The sequence below is a fragment of the Pseudooceanicola sp. HF7 genome (assembly GCF_011806405.1).
In the GTDB taxonomy this organism is placed as follows: domain Bacteria; phylum Pseudomonadota; class Alphaproteobacteria; order Rhodobacterales; family Rhodobacteraceae; genus Pseudooceanicola.
The window spans coordinates 67024-80598 of sequence record NZ_JAATOW010000001.1 but is presented as its reverse complement, the minus strand read 5'-3'; the positions used below and the strand labels follow the sequence as shown (position 1 = coordinate 80598).

General features: G+C 67.2%; 15 protein-coding genes. 11 read left to right on the top strand and 4 right to left on the bottom strand.

Annotated elements, in window-relative coordinates:
• The first annotated feature begins 104 nt into the window (after positions 1-104).
• From glyA to HCZ97_RS00340, 4 genes are read left to right on the top strand one after another with little or no spacing between them, the layout of a single operon-like run.
• On the top strand, positions 105-1388 hold the full coding sequence (gene glyA / locus HCZ97_RS00355; protein WP_167686670.1) for a serine hydroxymethyltransferase: 1284 nt from the start codon (positions 105-107) through the stop codon (positions 1386-1388).
• 59 nt (positions 1389-1447) lie between these two features.
• The gene (locus tag HCZ97_RS00350) at positions 1448-2386 is read left to right on the top strand and encodes a bifunctional riboflavin kinase/FAD synthetase (RefSeq protein ID WP_167686669.1); all 939 of its coding nucleotides are present in this window, start codon (positions 1448-1450) and stop codon (positions 2384-2386) included.
• The gene (locus HCZ97_RS00345; protein ID WP_167686668.1) at positions 2383-2850 is read left to right on the top strand and encodes a YcgN family cysteine cluster protein; all 468 of its coding nucleotides are present in this window, start codon (positions 2383-2385) and stop codon (positions 2848-2850) included. Before HCZ97_RS00350 ends, HCZ97_RS00345 begins: the two co-directional genes overlap by 4 nt.
• Entirely contained in the window at positions 2851-3909 is a 1059-nt protein-coding gene (locus tag HCZ97_RS00340; RefSeq protein ID WP_167686667.1) for a low specificity L-threonine aldolase, read from the top strand.
• A 54-nt stretch (positions 3910-3963) separates the two neighbouring features.
• Here HCZ97_RS00340 and HCZ97_RS00335 read toward each other — a convergent pair whose 3' ends face one another.
• Positions 3964-4782 carry an alpha/beta fold hydrolase gene (locus tag HCZ97_RS00335; RefSeq protein WP_167686666.1) on the bottom strand — a complete coding sequence of 273 codons (819 nt, stop codon included), beginning with the start codon at positions 4780-4782 and terminating at the stop codon, positions 3964-3966.
• Positions 4782-5384 carry a 2-hydroxychromene-2-carboxylate isomerase gene (locus HCZ97_RS00330; RefSeq protein WP_167686665.1) on the bottom strand — a complete coding sequence of 201 codons (603 nt, stop codon included), beginning with the start codon at positions 5382-5384 and terminating at the stop codon, positions 4782-4784. The genes HCZ97_RS00335 and HCZ97_RS00330 overlap by 1 nt, the downstream gene beginning before the upstream one ends.
• Positions 5385-5486: 102 nt before the next feature.
• Here HCZ97_RS00330 and HCZ97_RS00325 point away from each other — a divergent pair, with 102 nt between their 5' ends.
• Positions 5487-6503 (top strand): ribose-phosphate pyrophosphokinase, encoded by a 1017-nt coding sequence (locus HCZ97_RS00325; protein ID WP_167686664.1) that lies wholly within the window; start codon positions 5487-5489, stop codon positions 6501-6503.
• Between the two features lie 311 nt (positions 6504-6814).
• Here the strand turns inward: HCZ97_RS00325 and HCZ97_RS00320 are convergent, their stop codons facing one another.
• Complete coding sequence (locus tag HCZ97_RS00320) at positions 6815-7264, bottom strand: nucleoside deaminase (RefSeq protein WP_167686663.1); 450 nt, start codon at positions 7262-7264, stop codon at positions 6815-6817.
• 62 nt (positions 7265-7326) lie between these two features.
• Here HCZ97_RS00320 and HCZ97_RS00315 point away from each other — a divergent pair, with 62 nt between their 5' ends.
• From HCZ97_RS00315 to dtd, 6 genes are all read left to right on the top strand, one after another.
• A complete protein-coding gene (locus HCZ97_RS00315) occupies positions 7327-8586 on the top strand; it encodes a pseudouridine synthase (RefSeq protein WP_167686662.1) in 1260 nt (419 codons plus the stop codon).
• Positions 8587-8827: 241 nt separating this feature from the next.
• Positions 8828-9037, top strand: coding sequence for a hypothetical protein (locus tag HCZ97_RS00310; protein ID WP_167686661.1), 210 nt, complete (start codon positions 8828-8830; stop codon positions 9035-9037).
• Positions 9034-9903 carry a 5-bromo-4-chloroindolyl phosphate hydrolysis family protein gene (locus HCZ97_RS00305; RefSeq protein ID WP_167686660.1) on the top strand — a complete coding sequence of 290 codons (870 nt, stop codon included), beginning with the start codon at positions 9034-9036 and terminating at the stop codon, positions 9901-9903. The genes HCZ97_RS00310 and HCZ97_RS00305 overlap by 4 nt, the downstream gene beginning before the upstream one ends.
• A gap of 5 nt (positions 9904-9908) precedes the next feature.
• The gene (locus tag HCZ97_RS00300) at positions 9909-11165 is read left to right on the top strand and encodes a toxic anion resistance protein (RefSeq protein WP_167686659.1); all 1257 of its coding nucleotides are present in this window, start codon (positions 9909-9911) and stop codon (positions 11163-11165) included.
• A 142-nt stretch (positions 11166-11307) separates the two neighbouring features.
• Positions 11308-12276 (top strand): DUF2927 domain-containing protein, encoded by a 969-nt coding sequence (locus tag HCZ97_RS00295; RefSeq protein ID WP_254871261.1) that lies wholly within the window; start codon positions 11308-11310, stop codon positions 12274-12276.
• A gap of 75 nt (positions 12277-12351) precedes the next feature.
• Positions 12352-12789 (top strand): D-aminoacyl-tRNA deacylase, encoded by a 438-nt coding sequence (dtd, locus tag HCZ97_RS00290; protein ID WP_167686658.1) that lies wholly within the window; start codon positions 12352-12354, stop codon positions 12787-12789.
• A 90-nt stretch (positions 12790-12879) separates the two neighbouring features.
• Here the strand turns inward: dtd and urtE are convergent, their stop codons facing one another.
• Positions 12880-13575, bottom strand: coding sequence for an urea ABC transporter ATP-binding subunit UrtE (gene urtE, locus HCZ97_RS00285; RefSeq protein WP_167686657.1), 696 nt, complete (start codon positions 13573-13575; stop codon positions 12880-12882).

Here is a 13575-nt window from a genome sequence, read left to right as displayed (position 1 = left end):
GTGCCAGCCCTGCCGCTTTTCAACAAGATCATGACGATTTGGAGCCTTCCTCACCGGCAGGCAATTGGTTAGGTAGCCTCAAACTGTTCAATGGAGATGCTGCCATGACCGACACCGGTTTTTTTACCGAGGCGCTTGAATCCCGCGATCCGGAGATCTTCGGATCGATCCGCAAGGAGCTGGGCCGCCAGCGCGAAGAGATCGAGCTGATCGCTTCGGAAAACATCGTCAGCCGCGCGGTGCTTGAAGCACAGGGTTCGGTCATGACGAACAAATACGCCGAGGGCTATCCGGGCAAGCGCTACTACGGTGGCTGCCAGTTCGTCGACATCGCAGAGGAACTTGCGATCGAGCGCGCGAAAGAGCTGTTCGGCTGCAACTTCGCCAACGTCCAGCCGAACTCCGGTAGCCAGATGAACCAGGCCGTCTTCCTGGCGCTGCTGCAGCCGGGCGATACCTTCATGGGGCTCGACCTGAACTCCGGCGGGCACCTGACCCACGGTTCTCCGGTCAACATGTCCGGCAAGTGGTTCAACGTGGTGTCCTACGGAGTGCGCCAGCAGGACGAGCTGCTGGACATGGAAGACATCCGCGAGAAAGCCCTGGCCAACAAGCCCAAGCTGATCGTCGCCGGCGGCACCGCCTATTCCCGCGTCTGGGACTGGCAGGCCTTCCGCGATATCGCGGATGAGGTTGGCGCTTACCTGATGGTCGACATGGCCCATATCGCCGGCCTGGTTGCCGGTGGCGTGCACCCCTCGCCCATCGGGATCGCGGACGTGGTCACCACCACCACCCACAAGTCCCTGCGCGGCCCGCGCGGCGGGATGGTGCTGACCAACGACGAGGCGATCGCGAAGAAGATCAACTCGGCCGTCTTCCCCGGCCTGCAGGGCGGCCCGCTGATGCATGTGATCGCGGCCAAGGCTGTGGCCTTCGGCGAAGCGCTGCGCCCCGAGTTCAAGGCCTATGCGGCCCAGGTCGTGAAGAACGCGCAAGCCATGGCGGACCAGCTCATGAAGGGCGGGATCAACGTGGTCTCCGGCGGCACGGACAACCACCTCTGCCTGGCGGACCTGCGTCCCAAGGGCGTGACCGGCAAGGCCGCCGAGGCCGCACTGGGCCGGGCGCATATCACCTGCAACAAGAACGGCGTGCCGTTTGACCCGGAAAAACCCTTTGTCACCAGCGGCATCCGCCTTGGCGCCCCGGCGGGCACCACCCGCGGTTTCGGTGAGGCAGAGTTCCGCCAGATCGCGGATTGGATCGTCGAGGTCGTCGACGGCCTGGCAGCCAACGGCGGTGAGGGCAACGGTGAGGTCGAGGCCAAGGTGAAGGCCGAGGTCGAGGCACTTTGCGCCAAGTTCCCGCTTTACCCGGACCTCTGAGGTCCGCTTTGCGCCGGGCGCCTCTTGCGTCCGGCACAGACCGGGTTTAGGGCAGCGCCATGCGTATCGTCCGGGACTACCAGTTTGTCACAGAACGCGATCGCGGCGCCGTCGCCGCGATCGGCAATTTCGACGGGGTTCACATCGGCCACCTTTCGGTGATCGAGCTGGCCCGCGAAGAAGCCGCCCGCCAGGGCGCGCCTCTTGGCGTGATCACCTTCGAACCCCACCCCCGTCAGCTTTTTGCCCCCGACAGCCCGGATTTCCGCCTGACCAATGCCGCCGCCCGCGCGCATCGGCTGGAAAAGATCGGCGTCGACGTGCTTTACGAGCTGAACTTCAATCCCCACCTCGCCTCTTTCACCCCGCGCGATTTCGCGGACAAGGTGCTGCGCGCCGGGCTTGGCCTGCGCCAGGTGATCGTGGGCGCGGATTTCCACTTCGGCAAGGCACGCGCCGGCGGGATCGAGGATCTGAAGACCTACGGCGAAGAGCTGGGCTTTGGCGTGACCGTCGCGCCGCTGGTCGAGAACAGCCACGGAGAGGTCTCTTCCACGGCGATCCGCCAGGCCCTGTCCGACGGACAGCCCCGGGCCGCCGCCGCGATGCTGGGCCATTGGCACCGGATCGAGGGGATGGTCATTCGCGGCGACCAGAGGGGGCGCGATCTGGGCTACCCCACCGCGAACATGTCATTGAAATCGCTGCACAAACCCAAGTTCGGGGTCTATGCGGTTCTGGTCGATGTCCTGGATGGCCCGCACAAGGGCAGCTACCAGGGCGCCGCGTCGCTTGGCATGCGGCCGATGTTCAACGGTCAGGAACCTAATCTGGAAACCTTTCTGTTTGATTTCCGCGGTGATCTCTACGGCTCTGAGGTCTCTGTCGCGCTGGTGGACTACCTTCGCCCGGAGGAAAAGTTCGACAGCCTGGAGGCGCTGATCAGCCAGATGGATGCGGATTGCGCGCGCGCGAAAGCGATCCTGGGGGCGATATGAGCGGTATCGACCGCAGCGGCCTGCGCCCGCACTTCTGGGAGGACGTGCCGCTCAGGAAAATGACCCAGGCGGAGTGGGAAGCGCTTTGCGACGGCTGTGGCAAATGCTGCCTCAACAAGCTGGAGGACGAGGAGACCGGTGAGGTCGCCCTGACCCGCGTGGCCTGCCGCCTGCTGGATGACAGCACCTGCCTGTGCAGCCAGTACCCGATCCGCCACCAGTTCGTGCCCGAGTGCATTTCGCTGACCGCAAAGAACCTGGAAAGCCATCTGTACTGGATGCCGGAGACCTGCGCCTACAAGCTGCTGCACGAGGGCAAGCCGCTGCATGACTGGCATCCGCTGATCTCCGGCGATCCGGAGACCGTTCATGCCGCCGGCGTGTCGATGCGGGGGAACACCGTGCCGGAATTCGAGGTCGACGAAGACGATTGGGAGGACCACATCATAGAGGAGCCGCAATAGATGTTCTTTGCATCCGACAATGCCGGGCCCGCCCATCCTTCGATCCTTTCCGCCATGACAGAGGCCAACCAGGGCCATGCCATGCCCTATGGCAATGATGCGATCATGGACGAGGTCCGCGACCGGATCCGCCAGATCTTCGAAGCGCCCGAGGCCGCGGTTTACCTGGTGGCCACCGGCACGGCGGCCAACGTGCTGTCCCTGGCGACGCTGACCAAGCCCTTCCAGACCGTCTTTTGCGCGCCGGATGCCCATATCCAGAACGACGAGTGCAACGCCCCGGAATTCTACATGGGCGGCGCCAAGCTGACCCTGGTGGGCGAGAGCGACAAGATCGACCCGGCCCGTCTGGCCAGCGCCATGGGCACCCGGGCCCGGATCGGCGTGCATTCGGCCCAGCCCGGCCCCCTGTCGATCACCCAGGCCACGGAAAAGGGCCGCGTCTACAGCTGCGCCGAGGTGGCAGAGCTGGCCGCCGTGGCCGCCGCTGCCGGCCAGAAGACCCACATGGACGGCGCGCGCTTTGCCAATGCGCTGGTCACCCAGAACTGCTCCCCCGCCGACATGACCTGGCGGGCGGGTGTCGATGTGCTGAGCTTCGGCGGCACCAAGAACGGCTGCGTCGGCGTGGAGGCCGTGATCTTCTTCGATCCGGAAGCGGCCTGGGAATTCGAACTGCGGCGCAAGCGCGGCGCGCATCTGTTTTCCAAGCACCGTTACCTCTCTGCGCAGATGGCTGCCTACCTGAAGGACGACCTGTGGCTTGAGATGGCGCGGGCGGCCAATGACAACATGGCGCGGCTGGCGGGCGGTCTGAAGGCCCTGCCCGATGTCAGCTTCATCGCCGAGCCGCAGGCCAACATGCTGCATGCCCGCCTGCCCCGCGCGATGCATGCCCGCCTGCAGGAGGCCGGCGCGGTCTATTACCTGCACGGCACGCTCGAGGGCCCCGCAGAGGAGCTGCTGGAAGCGCGTTTCGTCTGTGACTGGTCCCTGCCCGCCGCAGAGATCGACCGCTTCCTGGCTATTGCCGCACAAACCGAAGCCACCGCGGGCTGAGGCCTGTCCCGGGCCTTGCAGCCCGGGATCCCTTGCCGTGCGGCCGCCCGGCGATCAGCTTTCCAGGAAAGCCCGGATCGCGGCGGCGGTCTTCACCGGATGGGTGATCGGCGCCATATGCGCACCGGGCACCACGACGCGCTCTGCCCAGGGCATTTCCGACATCAGCGCATCGTTGATCCGCTTGGCATAGAGCGGCCCGTCGGCCCCTTCCATGATCAGCACGGGCAGGTCCAGCGCGGCCAGTCGCCCGCCCCCCAGCATGTCCACCGGATCGCCGTAGTTGGTATCGCGGATCGCCTCGATCAGGCCGATGCGGGCGGCGAAGCTGTCGCGCTGCGCCTGCGGCAGTTTCTCCCAGGCCCGGCCATCGCCCCAGACGGCCATGAAGGCCCGGGCGGCGCCCTCGGCATCCCCCGCCGTCACCGCCGCATCATAGCCCGCAAGTTCCTTGTCATGCAGGATTTCCAGTTCCGGGAAGGAGCGGAAGCCCGGGGTCATGAAGGGCGGTTCGATCACGGTGAGCGAGCGCAGCAGCTCGGGGTGTTCGACGGCCAGCCGCAGGCCCACGGTGCCGCCGAAACTATGGCCCACCAGGTCCACCGGCCCGCCGCCCCAGTCGCGGATCAGGTCCACGGCCATAGCCATGGTCTGTTCCTGGAAGACGCGATCGGGATCCCAGTCGCCGGATTTGCCGTGCCCGGGAATGTCGAAGGCGCGGCTTTCGGCCAGGCTTTCAAGACTGGCCGCGACACCCTGCCAGGCGCCGGAATGGGCCAGCGAGCAATGGATCATCACGATCTGGCGCGCGGAGCGGTCGTCCCCCCAGCTGCGCCAGAAGGTCGGCGTGCCGCCGAAATTGGAGGTCGGCATCAGATCTTGCCCTCCAGGAAGAGCTCAAGATCGCCAAGCCGGTCCTGACCCCAGAAGTATTCCTTTTCGTCGACGATGTAGAAGGGAGAGCCGAAGACGCCCTTCGCGATGGCCTCTTCTGTGAACCGTTCAAAGGTTTCCGCCCCGGTCAGCAGGCCCGACATGGTCAGCCCGCGGTCAAAGCCCGCAGCGGCCAGGCAATCGCCGATCACGCTGTCCTCGGCGATGTCCTTTTCCTCTGCCCAGCAGGCGGCAAGCAGGCTTTGCACCAGCTTGCCAAGGTCCCCGCCCCCCTCCGCCTGCGCCGCGATGATCGCATAGGAGGCCGGTGCGGGGTTGGTGGGAAAATGCTTTGGTTTCAGGTTGATGGGCAGGCCCGTGCGTGCCGCGATGCGGCGCAGTTCCTGCAGGCGGTAGGCCTGCCGGGCGGGGGCGCGCTCTGGCAGGGGCACACCGCCCGTCGCCGCGAAGACCTGGCCCAGGTTGACGGGCTTGTAGGTCACCTGCGCGCCATGGGCGGCCGCGATCCGCTCCAGCCCGTCGCCGGCAAGGTAGGTGAAAGGGGAAACGGGGGTGAGGTAATAGTCGATTTGCTGTGCCATGGGGTTCCCGGTGATGCGCAGGCGGTTTGGCAAGACCGTAGCGGGGTGCTAAGCGGGGTTCAACGTCACGAATCTGTCACTGCCCCCGCGTCGGAGAGCGCCATGCCGAACTATGTCGAGCCCAAGCTGATCGCTGGGAATGCCAACACCCCTCTTGCCAGTTCCATTGCCCGCCGCATGTCCATGCACCGCGGCATGAGCGTGGATCTGGTCAAGGCGCGTGTCGAGCGTTTCAACGATGGCGAAATCTTCGTCGAGGTCTACGAGAACGTCCGCGGGGAGGACATGTTCCTTATCCAGCCGACATCGAACCCGGCCAATGATAACCTCATGGAATTGCTGATCATGGCCGATGCGCTGCGCCGGTCCTCGGCCGCGCGCATCACCGCCGTGATCCCCTATTTCGGCTATGCCCGCCAGGATCGCCGTACCAAGGCGCGCACGCCGATCACCGCCAAGCTGGTGGCCAACATGCTGGTCGAAGCGGGCGTTGAGCGGGTGCTGACAATGGATCTGCACGCCGCGCAGATCCAGGGCTTCTTCGACATTCCCGTCGACAACCTCTATGCCTCTCCGATCTTCGCGCTCGACATCCAGCAGAAGTTCGGCGACCGCATGGGCGACCTGATGGTCGTCTCGCCAGACGTCGGCGGCGTGGCCCGGGCCCGGGAGCTGGCCAAGCGTCTGAACGCGCCGCTCTCCATCGTGGACAAGCGCCGCGAGAAACCCGGTGAAGTGGCCGAGATGACCGTGATCGGGGATGTGACCGACAAGGTCTGCATCATCGTCGACGACATGTGCGACACCGCCGGCACGCTTTGCAAGGCCTCGGAATTGCTGATGGAATACGGCGCGACCGAGGTCCACGCCTATACCTCTCACGGGGTTCTGTCGGGCCCGGCGGTCGAGCGCATCACCAACTCCGTCATGAAGAACCTGGTGATCACCGATTCCATCGCCGCCACCGGCCCGGTGCAGGCCTGCGACAAGATCCGCATCCTGCCCACCGCGCCGATGTTCGCCCAGGCGATCCTGAACATCTGGAACGGCACCTCTGTGTCCTCGCTGTTTGCGACGGAAACGCTGGAGCCGATCTACGAGGGTTTCTTCCGCAACTGATCCCTGAACAGGGTGTGAACGGGGCGGCCGGAGCGAAGGCTCCGCCGCCCCGAATCATGTGTGCATCCCCTGGTTAACAAGGGCCGGAAGGGCGTCGGTGCGACATCTGTTTCGCGTCGGTTTCACGTCGGTATCATGTCGGTGCGCAGCGTACGGTGGGGCGGGGTTAACGCAACGCACGCGGAATGGGAGAGGTCGCGCGGGTTGGAGGGGGCGGATGCCTCCGGCGGGAGTTTTTTGGCAAGAAGAAGGAGGGGGCGGTTTTGCCGCTGGGCCGGGGTGGTGCGCTTGGAGAGCGGCGTTTGGGACGCTTAGCGGCGGGCGGCGAAGAAATCCTTCAGCAGGGCTTCTGCGGGGCCTGCGGAGATGCCGTCGTAGACCTCTGGGACGTGGTGGCATTGCGCATGGCTGAAGATGCGCGGGCCCTGGGCCACGCCGCCGGATTTCGGATCCGCAGCGCCGTAATAGAGCCGTTCGATCCGGGCAGCCGCGATCACGGCGGCACAGAAGGGACAGGGCTCCAGCGTGACGTAGAGCCGGTGGCCCGGCAGGCGTTCGCTGCCGGCGGCCCGGCAGGCGGCGCGGATCACGAGGATCTCTGCATGGGCCGTGGGATCGGACAATTCGCGGGTGCGGTTGCCGGCCATGGCCACCACCTGGCCGCGCGGATCGGTGATCACGGCGCCCACGGGAACCTCGCCCCGGGCGGCAGCGGCACGCGCCTGTTCCAGCGCAAGATCCATGTGGGAGGTGAAGCTCATGCCCCTTCCTGCCCGCAGATCATGGCTTCCGCAAGAGCGCCGGACAGGGTAGAGCCGGAGACATGACCAGCAAACCCCCGTCCCGCCCGCGCCCCACCGGCCCCGCCAGCAAGAGCCGCACCCCCGGCAAAGATGCCCCTGCTCCGACAGCGGCGCCCGATGGTGCGCCCGGAGCCGAGAGCCCGGAGGGCGACCGCATCGCCAAGGTGCTGGCGCGCTCCGGCGTGGCCAGCCGCCGCGAGGCCGAGAAGATCATCGAGGCCGGCCGTGTCACGGTGAACGGGCGCAAGATCACCTCTCCGGCGTTGAACGTCACGCCGCGCGACCGGGTGCAGGTGGATGGCAAGCCGCTGGCGGCGGCGGAGCCTGCGCGCCTGTGGCTTTATCACAAGCCCACCGGGCTGGTGACCACCACCAAGGACGAACAGGGCCGCGAGACGATCTTTGACAAGCTGCCCGAGGAGATGCCCCGGGTGATGTCCGTGGGGCGGCTGGACCTCAATTCCGAGGGGCTGCTGCTGCTGACCAATGACGGCGGGATCAAGCGCCAGCTGGAGCTGCCCTCTACCGGGTGGATGCGCAAGTACCGCGTTCGGGTGAAGGGCAATCCCAGCGATGAGGCGCTTGCGCCGCTGCGCGAGGGTATCGTCATCGACCGGGAGGAATTCCAGCCGATGATGGTCAGCCTGGATCGCCAGCAGGGGGCGAATGCCTGGCTGACGGTCGGGCTGCGCGAGGGCAAGAACCGGGAGATCCGGCGCGCCATGGAGAGCATCGGCCTGGTGGTAAACCGGCTGATCCGGGTGAGCTACGGCCCCTTCCAGCTGGGCCAGCTGAAGCCCGGCCAGGTGGAAGAGGTACGCCGCCGGGTGATGCGCGACCAGCTTGGCCTTGAGGCCGAGGAAGAGCCGACCCCGGCCCGCCCGCGCCGCGTGGTGCGCAAGGGCAAGAGCCGGCCTGCGGCCCAGGGCGAGACACCCTGGGGCGAGGCCCCGTCCCGCAAGACCGGACCCCGCCCTGCCCCCGGTGGGCCGCGGGGCGACAAGCCGGCCGGCAAACCCGGTGGCAAGAGTTTTGGCAAAGCTGCTGGAAAGCCGGCGGGCAAGAGCTTCGGCAAGCCCGAGGGCAAACCGGCGGGCAAGGGCTTTGGCAAGGCAGAGGGGCGCCCCTCTGGCAAAGCCGGGGGCAAACCGGGCGGCAAGCCCTTTGGCAAGACTGGCGGTAAGCCTGACGGCAAGGCCGGTGGGACGCCGGGCGACAAGGCCAGCTGGAAACCCTCGGGCAAGACCTTCGGGTCGCGTGGCGGCCCGAAGAAGCGCTGAGCCGCGCGGTTCCTGACCAAAACGACCTTGCGGGGGAACGCACGCGGCCCCCATCGAGGGCGCCGCGCGCGTCGGGGGGCCGTGCCCCCGGGGGCGCCTGGGGCGGTGCTTTGCGCCCTTTGGCGAGGTGGGGCGCGCCCTGCTGAGCGCCCGATCATGACGCGTGCCGCGGGACTGCCGAGCCCACCAGCACTGGAAGCGGCCCCTTCGCGACCCTAGATTAGGGAAAACGGAGGACCTCATGGCCCGTATCATCCTAGTCCTTTTCATCGTCGCAGCCCTGGTGGCCCTGTCCACCATGCTGGCCGCCGCCCTGAGCGGCGGGCGCCGGGGCGGCGGTAGCGGTGGAGAGATCGTGCAGCGCAGATCGACGCCCTTGCAGAACTTCGCCTATGTGTTGCTGCTGGCGCTGATGACCGGCATCGCCACCGGGATCGGAGGCGCGGAGTGAGCCCGCCTTCCGAGTCCTCGCGGCGTTATGGCGCCGATGGCGCGCGCGCGCCCAAGGTGCGCCCGGCCGGGGCGCGCGTGAACTTGCTGTACCTGCCCGCCGGGCTGCTGGCGCTGACCGCCATCTGGGCGCCGCCGCTGGGCCTGGGGCTGGGGCTGGCGGGCGCCGCGCTTTGGGCCTTTGGCGCGCATCTGACGGGCCAGGGACTGATCGCGGAGCAGGCCTACCGCGCGCGCAAATACGCCCGCCGCCCGGCCTGGCCGCGCAAGATCATGGCCAGCGGGCTGATTGCCGGGGGCACCGCCCTTGGCGCGCTCAGCCATGCCGCCGATCCCTGGGCCGCGCTGCTTTGCGCCGGTCTGGCCGCCGCGCTGCACCTGGCCGCCTTCGGTCCCGATCCGCTGCAAGACCGCCTGCCGGAGGGCGAGGAGATGGCCCATGACCGCGCCCTGCGCATCACCGAGCGGGCCGAGGCAGAGCTGACCGCCCTGCGCGCCGCCATCACGCCCCTGCGGGACCGGACCCTGAACGAGGAGGTGGAGGCCTTTGTCACCAGCGCGCGCGGGCTTCTGACGCTGGTCGAGGAGGATCCGCGCGATCTGCTGGCCGTGCGCCGCCTGCTGGGCGTCTACCTGACCGGTGCGCGCGAGGCCTCTGAACGCTACGCGGCGCTGGCGGCACGCCGGCGATCTCCCGCCGACAGGGAGGAATACCGGGCCTTGTTACATGATTTACAACAGAATTTTGCCGCGAGAGCTGCAAAGATGCTGCAGGAGGATGCCATGGACATGACCATCGAGATCGAAGTGCTGCGTGACCGCCTTCGCCGCGAGGGGATGGTGGTCCAGGCGGAAGAGGTGGATTGACAGAGATGCCAAGCGATTCAGACAGGCCCGTTTCAGACACGCCCCTTTCAGACAGACCGGACCGGACGGGCACGCGCACCCGGGCCGAGCAATCCCGCGCCCTTGTCGAAGAGGTCGCGGAGCTGGAGCTGCCCGAACCCTCGCCCACGGAATACGCCCCCGAGGACGCCGCCCTCAGCCCCGAGGTCCGCGCGCTGATGGAGGAGATCGACCTGGAGGATGCGACCTCCATCATGAGCTTCGGCTCCGGCGCGCAGAGCGAGTTGCAGGAGATCAGCCAGGCGATGCTGGCCGACGTGCGCAACAAGGATGCCGGCCCCGCCGGGGACAGCCTGCGCGAGATCGTCAGCGCCATCCGCGGCTTTTCCGTTTCTGAAGTCGACCTGAAGCGGGACCGCTCGCTCTGGGACCGGCTGAGCGGACGTGCCGCCCCCCTGGCCCGCTTCACCGCCCGTTTCGAAGGGCTGCAGGAGCAGGTCGACCGGATCACCGATGATCTGCTGGCCCATGAACACCGCCTGCTGAAGGATATCCGCGCGCTCGACAAGCTCTATGAAAAGACCTTGGGCTTCTACGAGGCGCTGGCGCTTTACATCGCCGCCGGCAGCGCCCGGCTGGCAGAGCTGGACCGCAGCGCCATTCCGGAGGCAGAGGCCACCCTGGCCGCCACCCGGGAAGAGGACAAACCCCTGGCGGCCCAGGCCCTGCATGACCTGCGCGCGGCGCGCGATGACCTGGACCGCCGGGTGCATGACCTCAAGCTCACGCGGCAGGTGACGATGCAGTCCCTGCCCTCCATCCGGCTGGTGCAGGAGAACGACAAGAGCCTGGTGACGCGCATCAGCTCGACCCTGATCAACACCGTGCCGCTCTGGGAAAGCCAGCTGGCCCAGACCCTGACCCTGCAGCGCACCGCAGAGGCGGCGGGGGCGGTGAAGGCGGCCAGCGACCTGACGAACGAGCTGCTGACCGGCAATGCCCGCGCCCTGCGCCAGACCAACCGCAACGTGCGCGAAGAGGCAGAGCGCGGCGTCTTCGACATCGAGGCAGTGCGCGAGGCCAATGCAGAGCTGATCGCCACGATCGAGGACAGCCTGTCCATCGCCGACCAGGGCAAGGCCCGGCGCGCCGCGGCGGAGGAGGACCTCAAGCAGATGGAGGCCGACCTGCGCAGCGCGCTGTCCGCGGCCCGCTCCCAGGGCAGCCGGCTGGACCGGCCCGCGGATGAGGCGGTGCGGGGCTCGGAAGGGCGCGACAGATAGAGCGACCGGCAGAGCCGACCTGGGGCGCGCGCCGATCCCGGTCGTCCGGGCCCGGCCAAACGCCCGCAGCAAAGAGGATGGATGAAAGACGATCATGCAAAAAGGGCGGCGGCTTCCCTGGCCCGGTCATCCGGGCAGGCCCATGGTCAAGGCGGGTATGGTCCAGGTGGCCTCAGGCTGGCGTCACGCAGCCCGGCGCGCCCTGCCGCTCGTGCTGCTCTTGGCCCTTGCTGGCTGCGAGGGGATCCTCGGCTCCGATCTCGCCCCCAGTGAGGCGCCCCGCCCCGTACCCCCCGCCCCACGGGTGACGGTCGATCCCAACGCCCATCGGGACAAGGTCTTGCTGGCCTATTACGCCCGCCAGCAGGAGGATGCGCTGGTGCGCGGGTTGCTGCGGGTCGATGGCGGCGGCCCGGATTCCACTTTCGACACCCAGGACCTGGTGCGCAATTTCGAGAAGGTGGCCTTTCACGACGAACATCTCGTCGGCGCGGACAAGGCCGACCTCCTGCGTCGCTGGACGGTGCCCGTGCGCGTCTCCCTCCGCTTCGGAGAGGCGGTTCCGAAAGCCGTGCAGGCGCGCGATCGCAAGGCCGTCGCCCATTACGTGGAGCGGCTGAACAAGCTGACCGGCCATGACATCCGCATGAGCCGCACGGAGGCCAACTTCCTGGTCCTGATCCTGGACGAGGCCGATCGCCCCGCCGCCATCGCGGACCTCAAGACCCGTTTCCCCGCCCTGCCCGCTGCCACCGAACGCCAGCTGCGCAACCTGCCCATCGGCGTGCATTGCCTGGTGCTGGGCTTTGCCGCCCCCGGCAGCGAGGTCTACGACCAGGCGGTGGCGATCATCCGCGCCGAACATCCCCCCCTGATGCGCATGGCCTGCATCCACGAGGAACTGGCTCAGGGGCTTGGCCTGCGCAACGACAGCACCGCACGCCCCTCGATCTTCAACGACGACATGGAATTCGCCCTGCTCACCAGCCAGGACGAGCTGATGCTGAAGATGCTCTACGATCCCCGCCTCTCGCCCGGCATGTCCCTGCCAGAGGCCCGCCCCATGGTGCAGACCATCGCCCAGGAGCTCATGGGCGGCGGCCCCAGCTAGGCCGGCCAGTTGCTTGCCCCGCCCCGCGCTCCGCCCTAGCCTGCCCCAAGAACCAGCCAGAGAACGGAGACAGGGATGCGGGCACTATTGCAAAGGGTGACGGGGGCCGAGGTCGCCATCGACCAGCAAGTCGTGGGGCGCTGCGGCAAGGGTCTGATGATCCTGGTCTGCGCCATGCGCGGCGATACCACCGCAGAGGCCGAGAAACTGGCCACCCGGATCGCCAAGCAGCGCATCTTCGAGGATGCGGCGGGCAAGATGAACCTCTCGATCAGGGATGTCGGCGGCTCCGCCCTGGTGGTCAGCCAGTTCACCCTGGCCGCCGATACCTCGCGCGGCAACCGGCCCGGCTTTTCCAGCGCCGCCCCGCCCGAGGAAGGCCGCGCGCTCTACGAACACTTCGCCCGCGCCCTCGCCGCCGAGGGACTGCCGGTCGAAACCGGCCGCTTCGGCGCCGACATGCAGGTCACCCTCACCAATGACGGTCCGATCACCATCTGGATCGAAAGCTGATCCCCTTCATCTGGCCGGAAATACTTCAGGGGGTGAGCGCGCCAGCGCGAGGGGGGCGGCGCCCCCCTTCTGCCCTGTCAGCCAAGGTGCTCAGACAGACACTTCCGCCATCAGCTCTTCCTTGGTCAGATCGCTCTTGGTGCCCGAGGCCGTCACCGCCCCGCGCCGCATCACGTAGAAACGGTCCGCCAGCGCATAGGCGAATTCGAAATACTGCTCGACCAGGATGATCGCCATGTCGCCCTTGTCGCGCAGGTATTCGATCACCCGGCCGATCTGCTGGATGATATTGGGCTGGATGCCCTCGGTCGGCTCGTCCAGCAGCAGAAGCTTGGGCTTGGTCAGCATCGCCCGGGCAATCGCCAGCTGCTGCTGCTGGCCACCGGACAGGTCCCCGCCGCGCCGATGCAGGAAGTCCTTCAGGATCGGGAAAAGCTCGTAGATCTCGTCGGGGATGTGGTGCTCGGACTTCGGCAGGCAGGCAAAGGCCGTCTGCATGTTCTCTTCCACCGTCAGCAGCGGAAAGATCATCCGCCCCTGCGGCACGTAGCCGATGCCCTTGTGGGCCAGCTGGTGCGCCGGCATCCGTCCCAGGTCCTCGCCGTCCAGCCGCATGGTCCCAGCCGAGCGCGGATGCGTGCCAGAGATCGCCTTCAGCAGCGATGTCTTGCCCACCCCGTTCGTGCCCATGATGCAGGTGACCTGCCCCGTGTGCGCCTCCAGGTCGATCCCGTTCAGGATCTGGCTCTGGCCGTAATGCAATGTCAGGCCTTCAACGTTCAGCAT